Annotated in this window: 18 protein-coding genes; 12 read left to right on the plus strand and 6 right to left on the minus strand. The window is 73.4% G+C overall.

The window, feature by feature from the left end:
* Positions 1-38 precede the first annotated feature (38 nt).
* Complete coding sequence (allB, locus tag B7P34_RS09995; protein ID WP_106675492.1) at positions 39-1,385, plus strand: allantoinase AllB; 1,347 nt, start codon at positions 39-41, stop codon at positions 1,383-1,385.
* Positions 1,382-2,533 carry an allantoicase gene (gene alc, locus B7P34_RS10000; protein WP_106675469.1) on the plus strand — a complete coding sequence of 384 codons (1,152 nt, stop codon included), beginning with the start codon at positions 1,382-1,384 and terminating at the stop codon, positions 2,531-2,533. The genes allB and alc overlap by 4 nt, the downstream gene beginning before the upstream one ends.
* A gap of 36 nt (positions 2,534-2,569) precedes the next feature.
* On the opposite strand, the gene B7P34_RS10005 is transcribed toward alc, so the two are convergent.
* The 4 genes from B7P34_RS10005 to B7P34_RS10015 form a co-directional block, all read right to left on the minus strand.
* The gene (locus B7P34_RS10005) at positions 2,570-3,127 is read right to left on the minus strand and encodes a GNAT family N-acetyltransferase (protein WP_106675470.1); all 558 of its coding nucleotides are present in this window, start codon (positions 3,125-3,127) and stop codon (positions 2,570-2,572) included.
* Between the two features lie 4 nt (positions 3,128-3,131).
* Positions 3,132-3,791, minus strand: a complete 660-nt coding sequence (locus tag B7P34_RS10010) for a transcriptional regulator (protein ID WP_106675471.1) — start codon at positions 3,789-3,791, stop codon at positions 3,132-3,134.
* Between the two features lie 159 nt (positions 3,792-3,950).
* On the minus strand, positions 3,951-4,124 hold the full coding sequence (locus B7P34_RS37420) for a DUF6126 family protein (RefSeq protein ID WP_189382651.1): 174 nt from the start codon (positions 4,122-4,124) through the stop codon (positions 3,951-3,953).
* Positions 4,121-4,747: a helix-turn-helix domain-containing protein gene (locus tag B7P34_RS10015; protein ID WP_106675472.1), complete on the minus strand. Its 627-nt coding sequence runs from the start codon at positions 4,745-4,747 to the stop codon at positions 4,121-4,123. Before B7P34_RS10015 ends, B7P34_RS37420 begins: the two co-directional genes overlap by 4 nt.
* A gap of 172 nt (positions 4,748-4,919) precedes the next feature.
* Between B7P34_RS10015 and B7P34_RS10020 the strand changes: the two genes are divergently transcribed.
* From B7P34_RS10020 to B7P34_RS10030, 3 genes are all read left to right on the plus strand, one after another.
* Positions 4,920-5,369 carry a ribonuclease domain-containing protein gene (locus tag B7P34_RS10020; protein WP_106675493.1) on the plus strand — a complete coding sequence of 150 codons (450 nt, stop codon included), beginning with the start codon at positions 4,920-4,922 and terminating at the stop codon, positions 5,367-5,369.
* 116 nt (positions 5,370-5,485) lie between these two features.
* A complete protein-coding gene (locus B7P34_RS10025; RefSeq protein ID WP_106675473.1) occupies positions 5,486-7,282 on the plus strand; it encodes a coagulation factor 5/8 type domain-containing protein in 1,797 nt (598 codons plus the stop codon).
* Positions 7,283-7,406: 124 nt separating this feature from the next.
* Positions 7,407-8,612: a cytochrome P450 family protein gene (locus B7P34_RS10030; protein WP_106675474.1), complete on the plus strand. Its 1,206-nt coding sequence runs from the start codon at positions 7,407-7,409 to the stop codon at positions 8,610-8,612.
* A 126-nt stretch (positions 8,613-8,738) separates the two neighbouring features.
* Here B7P34_RS10030 and B7P34_RS10035 read toward each other — a convergent pair whose 3' ends face one another.
* Positions 8,739-9,416, minus strand: coding sequence for a DUF6875 domain-containing protein (locus B7P34_RS10035; RefSeq protein WP_106675475.1), 678 nt, complete (start codon positions 9,414-9,416; stop codon positions 8,739-8,741).
* Between the two features lie 125 nt (positions 9,417-9,541).
* A complete protein-coding gene (locus B7P34_RS10040) occupies positions 9,542-10,171 on the minus strand; it encodes a LysE family translocator (RefSeq protein ID WP_189382643.1) in 630 nt (209 codons plus the stop codon).
* 240 nt (positions 10,172-10,411) lie between these two features.
* On the opposite strand from B7P34_RS10040, the gene B7P34_RS10045 reads away from it, so the two are divergent.
* The 7 genes from B7P34_RS10045 to B7P34_RS39315 form a co-directional block, all read left to right on the plus strand.
* Positions 10,412-11,161 carry a GntR family transcriptional regulator gene (locus B7P34_RS10045; protein ID WP_223267697.1) on the plus strand — a complete coding sequence of 250 codons (750 nt, stop codon included), beginning with the start codon at positions 10,412-10,414 and terminating at the stop codon, positions 11,159-11,161.
* 274 nt (positions 11,162-11,435) lie between these two features.
* Positions 11,436-12,416 carry a sugar ABC transporter substrate-binding protein gene (locus B7P34_RS10050; RefSeq protein ID WP_189382645.1) on the plus strand — a complete coding sequence of 327 codons (981 nt, stop codon included), beginning with the start codon at positions 11,436-11,438 and terminating at the stop codon, positions 12,414-12,416.
* Entirely contained in the window at positions 12,413-13,465 is a 1,053-nt protein-coding gene (locus B7P34_RS10055) for an ABC transporter permease (RefSeq protein WP_106675478.1), read from the plus strand. The genes B7P34_RS10050 and B7P34_RS10055 overlap by 4 nt, the downstream gene beginning before the upstream one ends.
* Positions 13,462-14,325: an ATP-binding cassette domain-containing protein gene (locus tag B7P34_RS10060; RefSeq protein ID WP_106675479.1), complete on the plus strand. Its 864-nt coding sequence runs from the start codon at positions 13,462-13,464 to the stop codon at positions 14,323-14,325. The genes B7P34_RS10055 and B7P34_RS10060 overlap by 4 nt, the downstream gene beginning before the upstream one ends.
* A 202-nt stretch (positions 14,326-14,527) precedes the next feature.
* On the plus strand, positions 14,528-15,646 hold the full coding sequence (locus tag B7P34_RS10065) for an ROK family glucokinase (RefSeq protein ID WP_030367897.1): 1,119 nt from the start codon (positions 14,528-14,530) through the stop codon (positions 15,644-15,646).
* Positions 15,646-16,221 (plus strand): hypothetical protein, encoded by a 576-nt coding sequence (locus B7P34_RS10070; protein ID WP_223267698.1) that lies wholly within the window; start codon positions 15,646-15,648, stop codon positions 16,219-16,221. The genes B7P34_RS10065 and B7P34_RS10070 overlap by 1 nt, the downstream gene beginning before the upstream one ends.
* Before the next feature lie 34 nt (positions 16,222-16,255).
* Positions 16,256-17,429: alpha/beta fold hydrolase (locus B7P34_RS39315; protein WP_146166786.1), on the plus strand; the 1,174-nt coding region annotated here is incomplete at its 3' end.

Genomic DNA, 17,429 nt, shown 5'->3' on the forward strand with positions numbered 1-17,429 from the left:
AACAGAACGTTGAATTTCCGGGAGGGGGCGTGTCCGGCATGTCCACGGGAACGCTGGTCCTGCGTTCGGCACGCGTCGTCACCCCCGAGGGCATCCGCCCCGCCGCCGTCACCGTCACGGGCGGCACGATCACGGCCGTCCGCCCGTACGAGGAGGCCCCGCCGCCCGGCGCGGCCGTGACGGACTTGGGCGACGACGCCCTGCTCCCCGGCCTCGTGGACACCCACGTGCACGTGAACGACCCGGGCCGCACCGCCTGGGAAGGCTTCCGCACGGCGACGCGCGCCGCCGCGGCCGGCGGCGTCACCACGCTCCTCGACATGCCGCTCAACAGCATCCCGCCCACCACCACCGTCGCCCACCTGCGGGTGAAGCAGGGCGTGGCCCGCCCCGCGGCCCACGTCGACGTCGGCTTCTGGGGCGGCGCCCTGCCCTCGAACACGGCGGACCTGCGCCCCCTGCACGACGCGGGCGTCTTCGGCTTCAAGGCGTTCCTGTCGCCGTCGGGCGTCGACGAGTTCCCCGCCCTCGCCCCGGGCGACCTGGAGGCGGCCGCGGCCCGCATCGCGGAGCTGGACGGCCTGCTGATCGTGCACGCCGAGGACCCCGCCCGCCTGGAGCGCGCCCCGCAGCGCGGCGGCCCCCGCTACGCCGACTTCCTCGCCTCCCGCCCCCGCGCCGCCGAGAACGAGGCCGTGGACCGGCTCGTCTCCGTGTCGCGGCGCCTGGGCACCCGCGTGCACATCCTGCACCTGTCCTCCTCGGACGCCCTCCCCGCGATCGCCGCGGCGAAGGCGGACGGCGTGCCCGTCACCGCGGAGACCTGCCCGCACTTCCTGACGCTGACCGCCGAGGAAGTCCCGGACGGGGCCACCGAGTTCAAGTGCTGCCCGCCCATCCGGGAGGCCGCCAACCAGGACGCCCTGTGGGCGGCCCTGGCCGACGGGACCCTCGACTGCGTCGTCTCCGACCACTCGCCCTGCACCACCGACCTCAAGGTCCCCGACTTCGGCGCCGCCTGGGGCGGCATCTCGTCCCTCCAGCTCGGCCTCCCGGCGGTCTGGACCGCGGCCCGCCGCCGCGGGCACACCCTCGCCGACGTCGCCCGGTGGATGTCCACCGGCCCCGCCGCCCTCGCGGGCCTGCGCCGCAAGGGCGCCGTCGAGCCCGGCCGCGACGCCGACTTCACCGTCCTCGACCCCGAGGCGGCCTTCACCGTCGACCCGGCCGCCCTCCACCACCGCAACCACGTCACCGCCTACGCCGGCCGCACCTTCCGCGGCGTCGTACGGTCCACCTGGCTGCGCGGCCGCAGGATCGCCCACGACGGCGCCCTCACCGAACCGCCCGCCGGCCTCCTCCTCGAAAGGCAGCGCAGCGCATGACCAGCACCCTGAACGACAGCCCCGGCGGCATAACCCCCGTGCCGTCCTTCACGGGCGGCGCCGCACCGTACGCGGGCGGCGATCCGTATGCCGACTACCGCTCCGCAAACCTCCCCTTCGCCGATCTCCCCGACCTCGCCGACCGCCGCCTCGGCGGCAGCGTCGTCGCCGCCAACGACGAGTTCTTCGCCGACCGCGAGAATCTCCTCACTCCTGCCCCCGCGCACTTCGACCCCCACCTGTTCGGCCACAAGGGCAAGGTCATGGACGGCTGGGAGACGCGCCGTCGGCGCGGTGCGGACGCCGCTCACCCGCATCCGTCCGACGGCGATCACGACTGGGCGCTCATCCGCCTCGGCGCCCCGGGAGTGATCCGCGGCGTCGTGGTCGACACCGCCCACTTCCGCGGCAACCACCCGCAGTCCGTGTCCGTCGAGGCCGCCTGCCTGCCGGGCACGCCCTCGCCCGGGGAACTGCTCGCCGACGGGGTGAAGTGGACGGTCCTCGTGCCGCGCACCCCCGTCGGCGGCCACGCCGCCAACGGCTTCGCCGTGCACGCGGAGGAGCGCTTCACCCATCTGAGGCTGTGCCAGTACCCCGACGGGGGCATCGCCCGGCTGAGGGTGCACGGCGAGGTGCGCCCCGACCCGGCCTGGCTCGCCGCCGTCGGCACCTTCGACCTCGCGGCGCTGGAGAACGGCGGCCGCCCCGAGGACGCCTCGGACCGCTTCTACTCGTCCCCGCTCAACAGCGTCCTGCCGGGGCGGTCGCAGAAGATGGACGAGGGCTGGGAGACGCGCCGCCGCCGCGACGACGGGCACGACTGGGTCCGCTACCGCCTCACCGGCCAGGCCGTCCTGCGCGCCCTGGAGATCGACACCGGCTGCTACAAGGGCAACGCCGCGGGCTGGGCCGAGGTCTCCGTCCTGGACGCCGCCACGGGCGCCGACCCGGCCGGTCCCGAAACGGGCTGGACGGTGGTCCTGCCCCGCACCCGCCTCCAGCCCGACACCGTGCACCGGTTCCCCCTGGAGGGCGCCCCGGTGGCGACGCACGTGCGCGTCGACATCCACCCGGACGGTGGCGTGGCCCGGCTGCACGTGCACGGCTCGCTGACGGAGGCCGGGGCGCGGAGCCTGGAGGCGTGAAGCCTCAGGGAGGCGTGAAGCCTCAGAGCGTACGGCTCATGAAAGCGGACGGCTCATGAACAGGGCGGTCTCGCCCTCGGACGCCGTCCCCCGGTAGAGGGACGTGTCCAGGCCGCACAGCGCGAACCCCATGCGGCGGTAGACCCGTACGGCCGGTGCGTTGACGTTCGTGACCTCCAGCCAGGCCGTGCGGGCGCCGAGCTCCCGGCCGTGGGCCAGGGCGCGCTCCATGAGGGCGGGTCCGATGCCGCGGCCGCGATGCCCGGGCGCCACCCGGAGGTCGGCGATCACCAGCCGGCGGTTCCACTCCGAGCGGGTGAGGCTGATGGCGCCGCACAGCTCGTCCCCGGCGCGGGCCACGATGACGAGGGCGTCCTCGTCGCCTTCCTCGACTCCCTCTTCTTCGTCCTCCGGGAACACCTTGCGCAGGGGCGGGTCCACGGCCGTCTCCCGGAGCCGGAACCCCTCGTCCGACGAGGTCACTTCGAGGACGGTCGCCGTCGTGAAGGAGTTGTCGATCGCCTCGGCCGCGGCGTGCTCACCGGGGAGCGCGGGGCGGTAGACGACGGCTGCGGGCTGTGCGGCGGGAGGCATGGTTTTACCGTACAGCGAGGCCGTCCCAGAACATCAACTCGTAGGCCTGGAGCAGCCGTCCGTAGCGGTGGGCCAGTGATTCGGACAGCCGCCCGTTCGCCAGGCCGGCCTCCACGGCTTCGACGGACCGCTCCTCCACCTCGGGCGCGGGCCCGGCGAAGAAGTCGAAGAAGCCGCAGGCGGGGTTGTCGAAGCCGTAGTGCTCGCGCAGGGCCGCGCCGACCGTGGCGCAGTAGCCGCCCCATGCCGCGAAGTTGGCGGCCAGGGCGACCGTGACGTCCACGGGCTCGGCGTTGAGCGCGAGCCGGGCCACGTACGACGGGTAGGCCTGGCAGGCCGGGCGCGGCTCGTGGGCGCGGAGGGCCTCCTCGTCCAGCCCGCACGCGAGCGCCAGCGGCTCCAGCAGGGGCAGGGCCAGGTCCTCCCCCTGGGTGAGGGACTCGAAGAACCGGGCCGCGGCCGGATCGCCCGCCGCGCGCCCGGCGAGGTGCGCGAAGCTGCGGCGGTCGCTCGTGATGACCTGGTGCTGCTCCAGCGCGAACGCGGCGAACACCTCCCGCGGGGCCTCGCCGGCGGCGATCCGCGGGACGAGCCGGTTGGCGCCCTCGGCGGGCGCGAGGCCCCGCACCGCGTCCGCCAGCACTTCCTGGGCCGTACGGGTCATGGCTCCGCCTTCCCGGCCCGGGACGGGCCCCTGTGCCGACACCCACCGCGATCGTAGCGTCGGAGAACGCCCGGATTCCGCAGGAATCGGCACATGGCGGGACGGAGGGGTGGCCTCCAGCGTGGGCCGGCCCCCAACGGGAGCCGGCCCCGGCGGGAGTCAGCCTCCGGCGAGGAAGAAGAGGAGGAACAGGAAGGCCGCGAAGAAGTGGACGGCCACGAGGTAGATGACGACGCGGACGGTCATCCCCATCGGGGCCCGGTCCTCCTCGTCCATGGGCTTGGCGGCGCGTGCGGGCGCGTCGTTCACGGGGTGGTGCAGGGCGTCGTTCACGGCATTCCCCTCCGGGTGGGTGCGGCGCCGCCGAGGCACAGCTCGGTCGCGCCGCTCTGCAGCAGCGTGTGCATGAACAGCAGGTCGGCCCCGCCGCGCGACGCGGCGGCGATGCGGTGCGGGGTGAGCGAGTCGAAGTGGGCGGCGTCGCCGGGCTCCAGGAGGTGCGTGCTCCCGCCCAGCGTGAGGCGCAGCCGCCCGCCCGTGACGTACAGCCACTCCTCGCCCGGGTGGACGCGGACCAGCTCGGCCTGGCCGCCCGCCTCCGGCGGCACGTGCAGCCGCAGGGCCTGCATGGCGCGGCCCGAGCCGCCGGCCCGCCAGTACGTCCAGCCCCCGGCGAGCTGCGGCTCCATGTGGCTCGCGCGCACGATGGGGTCACGCTCCGGCGCCGCCTCGCCCAGCAGGTCGGATACCGTCGTTCCGTAGGTGCGGGCCAGGGCCAGCAGCATCGGCAGCGACGGCGTCCGCCGGCCGGTCTCCAGCCGGGACAGGTGGGCGGGGGACAGGCCGACGCGGGCGGCGGCGGCCTCCAGGGTCAGCCCGCTGCGCGTGCGCAGGTCACGCAGGCGGGGGGCCACCGTGGGCAGGTCGGCCGCGGGCTCGTCGGGCAGCGGTGTCATGCTTCCGGTATAGGACCGTTCCTGCCCTGAAGGCAAAAGTTTTGCCTATGAGGCAAAGAGGCCCGTTGAGGCAAAGATTCCGCCAGGCCGGACGGCGCCTCCGGTTAACACGAGGAAAACACTCAGGGTTGTCATTGACATGACATGCGCTACGCGCGTCATGCTGGGCGTCATGAAGTCAACCCCCCATCGCACCTCCCGTTTTGCCCGTACGGCCGTCCTCGCCGCGCTGGCCTCGGCCCTGTTCGCCGGCGGCACGGCCGTCGCCGCGCCCCTCACCCCCCAGGCGGCGCCCGCCGCCACCACCGCCCACGCCCCGGCCGTCGTGAAGAAGGCCGCCGGCAGCGTCTGCAAGTCCGGTCTGCCCTCCCAGGCCGACGACACCCTGCGCCTGATCGAAGAGGGCGGCCCCTTCCCGTACCCGAAGGACGGCACCGTCTTCTCCAACCGCGAGGGCGTCCTGCCCAAGCAGTCCGCGGGCTACTACCACGAGTACACGGTCGTCACCCCCGGCTCGCCCGACCGCGGCGCCCGCCGCATCGTCGCCGGTCAGCAGGACCACGAGGACTACTACACCGGCGACCACTACGCGACGTTCAACCTGATCGACTTCACCTGCTGATCAGTCGTCACCCAAGCTCCATCCGGGCGGAATCCGTCCGCAAAGCGTCTCCTCACGCTCGGAAACGAGTTGATCCGGTCACCGGGCAGCCGACCGACGCGTGAGGAGACCGGCCCTTGTCCAGAAACCGGCCCTCGCCGGAAACCCGGCCCGCGGGGTGCCGAGCCCGTCTCGGCACCGCCGCCCTCGCCGCCGCGGCCACCGTCTGCCTCGCCCTCGGCTGCGCCCCGGGGCGACCGCCCGCACCGCTCGCCGCCCCTGCCGCACCCGGCGCCCCCGACCTCGGACCGGGGGTCCACGTCTTCGACCCGTCGATGCCCCGGCAGCGGATCCAGCGCACGCTCGACGAGGTCTTCCGGCGCCAGGAGAGCGCCCAGTTCGGCCCCGGCCGCGAGGCGCTGCTGTTCAAACCGGGCACCTACGACGCGGACGTCAACGTCGGCTTCTACACCCAGGTCGCGGGCCTGGGCCTGCGCCCCGACGACGTCACCATCAAGGGCGCGGTGCACGCCGAGGCCGACTGGCTGCGGGGCAACGCGACGCAGAACTTCTGGCGCGCGGCCGAGAACCTCTCCGTGACCCCCGCCTCCGGCGCCGACCGCTGGGCCGTCTCGCAGGCCGCCCCGTACCGCCGCGTGCACCTGCGCGGCGACCTCCGCCTGGACGACGGCGGCTGGTCCAGCGGCGGCTTCACCGCCGACTCGCTGATCGACGGGAAGGTGCTCTCCGGAACCCAGCAGCAGTGGCTCACCCGGAACAGCGAGCTCCGCGGGGGCTGGTCGGGCGCCACCTGGAACATGGTGTTCGCCGGGGTCCGCAACGCCCCGCCGACGACCTTCCCCGACCCGCCCCGCACCAGTGTCGACCGCACCCCCGTCGTGCGCGAGAAGCCCTTCCTGTACGTCGACCGGTCGGGCGCCTACCGCGTCTTCGTCCCCGCCCTCCGCAGGGCCGCGGAGGGCACCACGTGGTCCGGCGGGGCCGTGCCGCCCGGCAGCTCCCGCCCGCTCGGCCGCTTCTACGTCGTCCGGCCCGGCACCGCCGCCGCCCGCGTCAACGAGGCGCTCGCGGCCGGCAAGGACCTGCTGATCACGCCCGGGGTGCACCACCTGGACCGGCCGCTGCGCGTCACCCGACCCGGCACCGTCGTCCTCGGCCTGGGGCTCGCGACGCTCGTCCCCGACCGCGGCACCGCCGCCCTGACCGTCGCCGACGTCGACGGCGTGCGCATCGCGGGCCTGCTGGCCGACGCGGGCCCGGCGGCCTCGCCCGCGCTGATGGAGATCGGCCCGCCCGGCGCCCGCCGGCGCCACGCCGCCGACCCCGTCTCGCTGCACGACGTCTTCTTCCGCGTGGGCGGCGCCGGCCCCGCACGGGCCGCCAGGAGCCTCGTGGTGCACAGCTCGGACGTCATCGGCGACGACCTGTGGCTGTGGCGCGCCGACCACGGCAGCGGCGTCGGATGGGCCGTCAACCCCGCGGCCGAAGGGCTCGTCGTCGACGGCCGGGACGTCACCATGTACGGGCTGTTCGTGGAGCACTACCAACGGGACCAGGTCCGCTGGAACGGCGACGGCGGCCGCACGTACTTCTTCCAGAACGAGCTGCCCTACGACCCGCCCGGCCGCGCCGCCTGGAGCGAGCGCGGCGGCGACGGCCCGCCCGCCTACCGGGTCGCCCCGTCCGTGACCCGGCACGAGGCCTGGGGCCTGGGCAGCTACTGCCACTTCATGTCCGCGACCGGCCTCGCGACCGCCCGCGCCTTCGAGGCGCCGCGGCGGCCCGGCGTGCGGCTGCACAGCATGGTCGCGGTCTCGCTCGGCGGCGACTGCTCCTACCGCCACGTCGCCGGCGGCAGCGGGGGCCCGGCCGACGCCGGGACCAGGGTCGCCGCGCTCCGTTCCTGGCCCTGACCGACGACGGGCACGGCCAACCCGAACTGCCGCCCGTCCGACCCGAACTGCTGTCTGAAAATCGCCCTTGAGTCGATCACTCTCCGTCAACGATGATGATCGTTCCGGAGCGAGGGGGAACGTCATGGCAGTGGCCGGCGCAGGGGCAGTCGTCGATCTCATGGCAATGGGGGAGGAGTTCACCCGCCACCCGCACCGCGTCTACGCCGGGCTGCGCGCGAGAGGCCCCGTGCACCGGGTGCGCATGCCGGAGGGCGCCGAAGCCTGGCTCGTCGTCGGCTACGACGAGGTGCGCGCCGCGCTCAACGACCCCCGGCTGACGAAGGACTGGGCCAAGTCCTCCTCCGACATCAGCCTGATCCGGGCCTCCGCCGGGCCGAACATGCTGGTCCTGGACGCACCGGACCACACCCGCCTGCGCAAGCTCGTCGCCAAGGAGTTCACGCCGCGGCGCGTCGAGGAGATGGCGCCCCGGATGCGGCGGATGACGGACGAGCTGCTCGACGCCATGCTGGCCGCGCCCGGCCGCCGCGCCGACCTGGTGGAGGCCCTGTCCTTCCCGCTGCCCATGAGCGTCATCTGCGACCTGCTCGGCGTGCCGTCCCTCGACCGCGCGGCCTTCCGCCACTGGTCGAACACCAGCCTGGGCGCGGGGCCGGCCGAGGAGAAGGTGGTCGTGTCCCGCGAGGTCACCGCCTACCTGAGCGCGCTCATCGCCGCCAAGCGGCAGGAGCCGGGCGACGATCTGATGAGCGCCCTGATCAGCACCGCGGACGAGGACGGCGACCGGCTCTCGCCCGAGGAGCTCCTGGGCACGGCGTGGCTGCTCCTCGTCGCCGGCCACGAGACGACCGTGAACCTGATCTCGAACGGCGTCCTCGCCCTCCTGCAGCACCCCGACCAGCTGGCCGCCCTGCGCGCCGACCCCGGCCTGCTGGACAACGCCGTCGAGGAGATGCTGCGCTACGACGGGCCGCTGGAGACCCCCACGTACCGCTTCACCACCGAGCCCGTCGAGATCGGCGGCACGCTCATACCCGGCGGGGGCGAGCTCGTGCTGCCCGTGCTGGCCGACGCCGACCGCGATCCGGCCCGCTTCCCGGACGCCGGGCGGTTCGACATCCGGCGCGACGCCCGCGGTCACGTGGCCTTCGGCCACGGCATCCATTACTGCCTCGGCGCGCCGCTGGCCAGGCTGGAGGCCCGGATCGCCATCAGCTCCCTGCTGGAGCGCTGCCCGGAGCTCGCCCTGGACGTCCACCCGGACGCCCTCACCTGGCGCGACGGCCTCCTCATCCGGGGCCCGCACCGGCTGCCGGTCCGCTTCTGAGCCGGTCCGCTTCTGAGCCGGACCGGCTCTCGCCCGGTGCCGGGAGACCGCCCCCGGTGCCGGAAGACCGCCGGCAGGCTCCGGTCCGGCTGCCGGGGTCCGCGGGCCCCGCACCTTCCGGGCGGCTCACTCCGGTGACGGGTGCCCCAGCTCGTCGCGGGCGTGTTCGAGCTCGGCGCGGGCCCGCTCCCTGGTGACGGTGCTCGCGCCCGTCTGGTGCCGCAGGAAGGACTCGACGAAGCCCGCGCGCCGGGCGGGCGGGTAGCGCCGCTCGGCGAGGAACGGCAGGTCGTTGCCGACCATGCTGCGGGCGACGAGCAGCGGGACGTCGCTGTGCAGCGGGCGGAAGCCGGGGTTGTGCAGCCCCGGCCCCGGGTGCCCGGGGTAGAACTCCCCGAGCATCAGCCCGTCGGCCACGAACTCCGGCTTGAGGCGGTCGTGGACGCGGACGACGCTCGCCGCGGCGATCCCGGGCAGGGCGAGGACGATGGTCTTGTCGATGGTGTGCTGGCCGCTGAGCGGCTCCATGGCCAGCCAGTGCGCCTTGAGCGCGGCGACGGCGGCCACGAGCTCCTCCTCGTCACGCACGGGCGGCTCGGCGAGGGCGAAGCGGACCAGCCCGAGCCGCTGCGCGAGCGGGACGAACGGGCAGACCGCGCCGCGGCGGCCGAGGTCGGGGTGGGGCCGGGCGACGTGCCCGGATATCCAGTCGGCGACGGGCCGGAGCAGCTCATGGGCGGCGGCCTCCTGCTGGTCGTACAGCCGGATGCGGTCGAGGTCCGCCGGTGCCTTTCCGTGGTTCATGGGTGGTCCCCCCGGTCACGGTGTCTGATGACCGGAAGAACCGCAGGGGCCGTGAGTGAGGTTGAGGGAAAAACGCAAAATACCTTGATTGTGGCGTTACCGGACAGTCGTCGTGACCAGAACGGCTACGCCATCAGCGCCGAGCCGAACTCCGCGAGGAGGAGGGCGGAGGCCGCCAGCAGCAGTACGCCGGCGCCGCCGAGCAGCATCCGGTAGCCGCGGGTGCTGATCCGGTGCCGGGCCCGGGAGACCACGACCGCGAGCGCGGCCTTACTGCCGACCAGCAGCCCGTAGAAGCCGAGGAGGAAGCCGCCCGCGCCGGGCGGGCTGTCGCGCCAGGCGGCCACGAGCAGGGGTGCCCCCGTCGTGAGCCAGAACATCCAAGGGTGCGGGCTGAGCAGGTTGACCAGCGCGCCCTGCCACAGCGTCCGCCGGGCCCGGAGCCGGGCCTCCGCGCCGCCGCCCGCCTCGGGCACCTCGGCCGTCCGGGCCTCGCGCAGCGTCGTGAGGGCCAGCCAGACGAGGAAGAGCCCGCCCAGCACGCCGCCCGCCGCGATCGCCCGCTCGGGCAGCACGGCGAGCACGGTCACGGACAGCACGATCACGGGCAGGTCGGTGAGCAGCGGGACGGCCGCCACCCGCAGCCCGACGCCGAGCCCCCCGCGCAGGGTCCCGGACAGCACCAGCGCGAGCAGCGGGCCCGGGCTGATCCCCGCGCTGAAGCCGAGCGCCACCCCCAGAGCCAGCTCTTCCACGGCGCCGCCCATCTCCCCTCACCCGCCCGTACGAAGGCATGGGTGAAATCAGTGGATATGTAAATCAGTGGATATGTTGGGATGTCGGTCCTGTCATCTGTATTGCACAGACGCATGCCGGGGCCACGGGGTTGACGGTGCGGTCACTCGTATCGGTAATGGCGGATACGCACCGTTATATGTCCGGACAACCTGACCTACGAACTTCCCGTCATCCGGTCCCGGGGCTAGGCTCCCTGCGTGGCGAACCATCCAGCCCTCCAGTTCAGCCTGGACCGCAGCAGTCCCGTCCCCCTCTACTACCAGTTGTCCCAGCAGCTGGAGGCGGCGATCGAACAGGGCAGGCTCGCCCCCGGCAGCCTGCTCGGCAACGAGATCGACCTCGCCGCGCGGCTCGGCCTGTCCCGGCCCACCGTCCGGCAGGCCATCCAGTCGCTGGTGGACAAGGGCCTGCTCGTCCGCCGCCGCGGCGTCGGTACCCAGGTGCTGCACAGCCAGGTCAGGCGCCCGCTGGAGCTCAGCAGCCTCTACGACGACCTCGAAGCGGCCGGCCAGCACCCCGCCACCCGGGTGCTGCACCACGCGACCGAGCCCGCCACGGCCCGGGTCGCCGCTGCCCTCGGCGTGCCCGAGGGCAGCGAGGTGCTGTTCGTCGAGCGCCTGCGCCTCGCGCACGGCGAGCCCATGGCCCACCTGCGCAACCACCTCCCCGTGGGCCTCATCGACGCCGACCCGGCACGTCTTGAGGAGACCGGCCTCTACCGGCTCATCCGCGCCGCGGGCATCACGCTGCACAGCGCCCGCCAGACGGTCGGCGCCCGCGCCGCCACCCCCGAGGAGGGCGCGCGGCTGGCCGAGCCCGAGGGCGCGCCGCTGCTGACGATGGAGCGGACGACGTACGACGACACGGGGCGCGCCGTCGAGTTCGGCTCGCACGTCTACCGGGCGTCGCGTTACTCCTTCGAGTTCCAGCTGCTGGTCCGCCCGTAGGGAACCGGTCCGCCCGCGGGAAAGGCGTAGGGGCGCTCGTACGTCAGGCCGTCAGAATGTTCGGACAAAGCCTTGACGGGGTGGGGCGCCCGCCACTAGAACTCCACCCACATGCAGCAGCCCTCGGCGGGACCCCCGAAGCCCCCGCGGTCGGCGGTGACGGATGGTGACGGATACTTGGGCGGCCGGGCCCGTGGAACGGACCCGGCCGCACCGTGACAGACAGTGAGAAGGGCAACTCCTCGTGGCAAGGGTTCGGACAGGCGTACGTGCGGTGAGCGCCGTGCTGGCAGCGGTGCTCGGCGCCACCTTGGCGGGATGCAGCGCTACCGGCGGCAAGCGCGCGGAGGAGCGGGCCGCCAAGGCCGCCCAGGGGCGCGCCGCGGTCGACACGCCGCGCTGGACCTTCGCGATGGTCACCCACTCGGGCGATGGCGACACCTTCTGGGACATCGTCCAGAGCGGTGCCAAGCAGGCGGCCGCGAAGGACAACATCAAATTCCTCTACGCCCATGACGTCGAGGGCAACAAGCAGGCGCAGAACGTCCAGGCCATGATCGACCAGAAGGTCGACGGCCTGATCGTCACGCTCGCCAAGCCCGACGCCATGAAGGACGTGGTCGAGAAGGCGCGCAAGGCCGGCATCCCGGTGATCACCGTGAACTCGGGCTCCGACAAGTCCAAGGAGTTCGGCGCCCTCACCCACATCGGCCAGGACGAGGTCATCGCCGGCGAGGCCGTCGGCGAGCAGCTCAACGAGCGCGGGAAGAAGAAGGCGGTCTGCGTCCTGCACGAGCAGGGCAACGTCGGCCACGAGCAGCGCTGCGACGGCGTGAAGAAGTCCTTCAAGGGCGAGGTGCAGAACCTCTACGTCGAGGGCACCAACATGCCCAACGTGCAGTCCTCGATCGAGGCGAAGCTGCAGTCCGACAAGGACATCGACGCCGTCGTGACCCTCGGCGCCCCCTTCGCGCCCACCGCGGTCAAGGCCGCCGAGCAGGCCGGCAGCAAGGCCGAGGTCGACACCTTCGACCTCAACGCCAAGGTCGCCGAGGCCCTGCAGGCCGGCAAGCTCGGCTTCGCCGTCGACCAGGACCCGTACCTCCAGGGCTACGAGGCCGTCGACCTGCTGTGGCTCTACCGCTACAACCGCGACATGCTCGGCGGCGGCCGCCCGGTCCTGACCGGCCCGCAGATCGTCACCAAGGACGACGCCAAGACGCTCGCCGAGTACACCAAGCGGGGCACCCGATGAGCGCCCCCGCAACGGCCCCCGTCCAGGACGCCCCCGACGAACGGCTGGTGCACCGCTCGTACCTGCGCCGCCTCCTCGGCCGCCCCGAGCTGGGCGCGGTCGTCGGCGCGGCCGCCGTCTTCGTCTTCTTCTCGTTCGTCGCCGACAGCTTCCTGCAGGCCTCCAGCCTGTCCACGGTGCTCTACGCGTCCTCCACGATCGGCATCATGGCGGTGCCGGTGGCGCTGCTGATGATCGGCGGCGAGTTCGACCTGTCGGCCGGCGTCATGGTCACCACCTCGGCGCTGGTCTCGTCGATGTTCAGCTACCAGATGACGGCGAACGTCTGGGTGGGCGTGGGGGTGTCGCTCCTGGCCACCCTGGCGGTCGGCTTCTTCAACGGCTTCGTCTTCACCCGGACCAAGCTCCCCAGCTTCATCATCACGCTCGCCACGTTCCTGATGCTCACCGGGCTCAACCTCGGCTTCACCAAGCTCATCAGCGGCACCGTCTCCACCAAGACGATCGGTGACATGGAGGGCTTCGAGTCGGCCCGGGCGGTCTTCGCCTCCCACTTCACCATCGGCGGCGTCGACGTCCAGGTCACCATCCTGTGGTGGCTCGGCCTCGTGGCCCTGGCCACCTGGGTCCTGCTCCGCACCCGCGTGGGCAACTGGATCTTCGCGGTCGGCGGCGGCGCGGACGCGGCCCGCGCCGTCGGCGTCCCCGTCCGGCGCACCAAGATCGGCCTCTATATGGCCGTGGCGTTCTGCGCCTGGATCTCGGGCCAGCACCTGCTGATGTCGTACGACGTGGTGCAGTCCGGCGAGGGCGTCGGCAACGAGCTCCTCTACATCATCGCGGCCGTCATCGGCGGCTGCCTGATGACCGGCGGCTACGGGTCGGCCATCGGCTCCGCGGTCGGCGCGTTCATCTTCGGCATGGCCAGCAAGGGCATCGTCTACGCGCAGTGGAACCCGGACTGGTTCAAGTTCTTCCTGGGCGCGATGCTGCTGCTCGCGACGCTGCTCAACGCCTGGGTCCGTAAGCGTGCGGAGGCCAGCAAGTGAGTGCGAGTGCTAAGGCCGGGCAGGAAGCCGGCCAGGAGGCGGCCGCCCTGGTCCGGCTGACCGACGTCAGCAAGTTCTACGGGAACATCCGCGCCCTCGAAGGGGTCTCCCTCGAGGTCCACGCGGGCGAGATCACCTGCGTCCTGGGCGACAACGGCGCCGGCAAGTCCACCCTCATCAAGATCATCGCCGGGCTGCACCAGCACGATGCCGGCACCTTCGAGATCGAGGGCGAGGAGACGAAGCTGGCCTCCCCCCGCGAGGCCCTCGACCGCGGCATCGCCACGGTCTACCAGGACCTCGCGGTCGTGCCCCTGATGCCGGTCTGGCGGAACTTCTTCCTCGGCTCCGAGCCGACGAAGGGCGCCGGCCCCTTCAAGCGCCTCGACGTCGAGCGGATGCGCGAGACCACGCGCAGCGAGCTGCTGCGCATGGGCATCGACCTGCGCGACGTCGACCAGCCCATCGGCACGCTCTCCGGCGGCGAGCGGCAGTGCGTCGCCATCGCCCGGGCCGTCCACTTCGGCGCGAAGGTGCTCGTCCTGGACGAGCCGACCGCGGCGCTCGGCGTCAAGCAGTCCGGCGTCGTCCTGAAGTACGTGGCGGCCGCGCGCGACGCCGGCCTGGGCGTGGTGTTGATCACCCACAATCCGCACCACGCGTATCTGGTCGGTGACCGCTTCGTCCTGCTGAAGCGCGGCGCGATGGCCGGCAGCCACGCCAAGTCGGAGATCGCCCTGGACGAGCTCACCCGCCAGATGGCGGGCGGCAGCGAGCTCGACCAGCTCAGCCACGAGCTGGAGCGGGCGCCCGTACCGGACGTGATCGGCGGCAAGCACGTCGGCTCCGGCGGGGAGTGACGGAGATCTCAACAGGCGGGCCCGCCAGGGCTGGGCCCGCCGCCGGCGATGCGGTACGGAACGCTTCCTTGAGGCACAATCGGCCACGACCGTATCCACGAGGCGGACGCCTCCCGAGACCACCGCAGGGACGACGACTCTTGCGAGCACGCAGCCGGAGCGACCGTACATCCGCCCAGCTCCACGCCGTGGCGGTGGCGTCATGAGCATGTACCGCGAGCTCCACCGGGGCGCCGCCAGAGCCACCGTGCTGCGCACCGTCGGCACGCGCGAGCGCCGCTCGCACCTGACCGCCCCGCGGGTCCCGACCGTCGGCATCGACATCGGCGGCACCAAGGTCATGGCGGGCGTCGTGGACGCCGACGGCAACATCCTGGAGAAGCTCCGCACGGAGACCCCGGACAAGTCCAAGAGCCCCAAGGTCGTCGAGGACACCATCGTCGAGCTCGTCCTCGATCTCTCCGACCGGCACGACGTGCACGCCGTGGGCATCGGCGCGGCCGGCTGGGTCGACGCCGACCGCAACCGCGTCCTGTTCGCCCCGCACCTGTCCTGGCGCAACGAGCCGCTGCGCGACCGCCTCGCCGGCCGCCTCGCCGTCCCCGTCATGGTCGACAACGACGCCAACACCGCCGCCTGGGCGGAGTGGCGCTTCGGCGCCGGCCGCGGCGAGGACCACCTCGTGATGATCACCCTCGGCACGGGCATCGGCGGCGCGATCCTGGAGGACGGCCAGGTCAAGCGCGGCAAGTTCGGCGTCGCCGGCGAGTTCGGCCACATGCAGGTCGTGCCCGGCGGCCACCGCTGCCCCTGCGGCAACCGCGGCTGCTGGGAGCAGTACAGCTCCGGCAACGCCCTCGTGCGCGAGGCCCGCGAGCTGGCCGCCGCCGAGTCCCCCGTCGCGTACGGGATCATCGACCGCGTCGGCGGCAACATCCACGAGATCACCGGCCCCCTCATCACCGAGCTGGCCCGCTCCGGCGACGCCATGTGCGTCGAACTGCTGCAGGACATCGGCCAGTGGCTCGGCGTCGGCATCGCCAACCTCGCCGCGGCCCTCGACCCCTCCTGCTTCGTCATCGGCGGCGGCGTCAGCGCCGCCGACGACCTGCTGATCGCCCCCGCCCGGGACGCCTTCCGCCGCCACCTCACCGGCCGCGGCTACCGCCCCGAGGCCCGCATCGTCAAGGCCCAGCTCGGCCCCGAGGCCGGCATGGTCGGCGCCGCGGACCTGGCCCGGCTCGTCGCCCGCCGCTTCCGCCGCGCCAACCGGCGCCGCGTCGAGCGCTACGAGCGCTACGCGAGGGCGGGCCGCGCTTGATGACCACCACGGAGCACCCCGCCGAGCGCACGGCACTGCCGCCCGGCCCCCCGGCGACGGGCGACGGCTTCCGCCGCCGCTGCCTCAAGGCCGTCATCGTCTTCCTGCTGATCGCCATCCCCGCCGGCTACCTCTACATCTCCGCGATGCAGAGCCGCGGCGGCAGCGAGTCCAAGAAGGAGCAGGCCGCCGCCTCCGGCCTGGAGGAGGGCTGGCCCACCCGGCTCCAGCGCCGCCTCTACGAGGTGACCGTCCCGCCCTACGCGGAGGACGTCGCCTCCTACGAGACCAACGCGTGGAAGGCGAGCTCGCTCTTCCTGCAGTTCACCACCACGCGCGAGAAGTTCGACAAGTGGCTCTCCGACGTCGGCTCCGGCCCCGCCGAGCTGGAGGCCGGCGAGGTCACCATCGACGAGGACGAGGCCGCCGAGGTCGGCTGGGACCTGGGCGAGGGCCACCACTGGGCGGGCACCACCGTCCGGCAGGACAAGCCCAAGCCCAACCTGGAGATCACCGCCAACCTCGACGACCCGAAGTACCCCCGGGTCTTTGTGGTGTCCACGACCACGCCCTGATGGGTGTGCCACGCAGTCGGATAGCGTGGCGCGCGTGAGCGAGAAGCAGAACCCGCAGCCGCAGCCCCTCCAGTACCGGACCGACGGCCCCGAGGACGGCCCCGTCCTCGTCGTCGGACCCGCCCTCGGGACCACCTGGCACATGTGGGACCGCCAGATCCCCGAGCTGACCCGGCACTGGCGGGTGGTCCGCTTCGACCTGCCCGGACACGGCGGCGCCCCCGCCGCGCCCGCCGCCTCCGTCGACGACCTCGGCGACCGGCTCGTCGCCACCCTCGACTCGCTCGGCGTCGACCGCTTCGGCTACGCCGGCTGCTCCCTCAGCGCCGCCGTCGGCATCGACCTCGCCCTCCGCCACCCGCACCGGCTCGCCTCCCTCGCCCTCGTCGCCGCCTCCCCCCGCTACGGCACGCCCGACTCCTGGCGGCAGCGCGGTGAGACCGTCCGCCGCGAGGGCCTCGACCCCGTCGCCCGCTCCGCGCCCGAGCGGTGGTTCACCGCGAACTTCTCCGGCGCCCAGCCGGCCATCGTGGACTGGGCCGTCCAGATGGTCGGCACCACCGACACGTACGCGTACGTCGCCGCGTGCGACGCGCTCGCCGCGTTCGACGTCCGTGCCGAGCTGGCCCGGATCAGCGTCCCGACGCTGGTCATCGTCGGCGCCGAGGACACGACCACGCCGCCCGCGGACGCGCGCGTCCTCGTCGCGGGCATCCACGACGCGAAGCTGGCCGTCGTCCCCGGCGCGTCCCACCTCACCCCGGTCGAGCAGCCGGCAGCGGTGACGGACCTGCTGGTCCGCCACTTCACGACGGCCTGGCAGCTGTCGACCCAGCAGGGTCTGTCGGTGCTTCCCGGTCAGGGGACGGGCGGGGGCCGCGGCGGTCCCGCGGCGGACGGCCCGGCTGCTGCGGCCTTCCCGGCCGGGCCCGACTCCGGAGCGACGTCCTCCGGAACCGGTGCCCGGGCGGGCGATGCCCCGCACGCGGCCGTCGCCGGTCCGGCCCAGGGCGGCTTCGGCGCGCCCGGTACGGGCTTCGGGGCGCCCGGCTCCGGCATGCCGGGACCGGATTTCGGCACTCCGCCGGGCGGCACCGGTGGGCCGGCCTCCGGACCGGTGTCCGGCGCCGCCCCTGTCTCCGCCACGACGCCCGGCTCCGGCATACCCGGCCCGGCCGGCACCCCGGCCCCGGCCCCGGCCCCGGGCC

Origin of the sequence: Streptosporangium nondiastaticum (assembly GCF_003011965.1) — a bacterium.
Taxonomy (GTDB): domain Bacteria; phylum Actinomycetota; class Actinomycetes; order Streptomycetales; family Streptomycetaceae; genus Streptomyces; species Streptomyces nondiastaticus.

Excerpts from the sequence above, each read along its gene's own strand:
- B7P34_RS10005 (WP_106675470.1), bottom strand. The coding sequence starts at position 3,127 with ATGCCTCCCGCCGCACAGCCCGCAGCCGTCGTCTACCGCCCCGCGCTC.
- B7P34_RS10020 (WP_106675493.1), top strand. The coding sequence starts at position 4,920 with ATGAAGTCAACCCCCCATCGCACCTCCCGTTTTGCCCGTACGGCCGTC.
- B7P34_RS10065 (WP_030367897.1), top strand. The coding sequence starts at position 14,528 with ATGAGCATGTACCGCGAGCTCCACCGGGGCGCCGCCAGAGCCACCGTG.
- B7P34_RS10030 (WP_106675474.1), top strand. The coding sequence starts at position 7,407 with ATGGCAGTGGCCGGCGCAGGGGCAGTCGTCGATCTCATGGCAATGGGG.
- B7P34_RS10010 (WP_106675471.1), bottom strand. The coding sequence starts at position 3,791 with ATGACCCGTACGGCCCAGGAAGTGCTGGCGGACGCGGTGCGGGGCCTC.
- B7P34_RS10070 (WP_223267698.1), top strand. The coding sequence starts at position 15,646 with ATGACCACCACGGAGCACCCCGCCGAGCGCACGGCACTGCCGCCCGGC.
- allB (WP_106675492.1), top strand. The coding sequence starts at position 39 with ATGTCCACGGGAACGCTGGTCCTGCGTTCGGCACGCGTCGTCACCCCC.
- B7P34_RS10015 (WP_106675472.1), bottom strand. The coding sequence starts at position 4,747 with ATGACACCGCTGCCCGACGAGCCCGCGGCCGACCTGCCCACGGTGGCC.
- alc (WP_106675469.1), top strand. The coding sequence starts at position 1,382 with ATGACCAGCACCCTGAACGACAGCCCCGGCGGCATAACCCCCGTGCCG.
- B7P34_RS10055 (WP_106675478.1), top strand. The coding sequence starts at position 12,413 with ATGAGCGCCCCCGCAACGGCCCCCGTCCAGGACGCCCCCGACGAACGG.
- B7P34_RS10035 (WP_106675475.1), bottom strand. The coding sequence starts at position 9,416 with ATGAACCACGGAAAGGCACCGGCGGACCTCGACCGCATCCGGCTGTAC.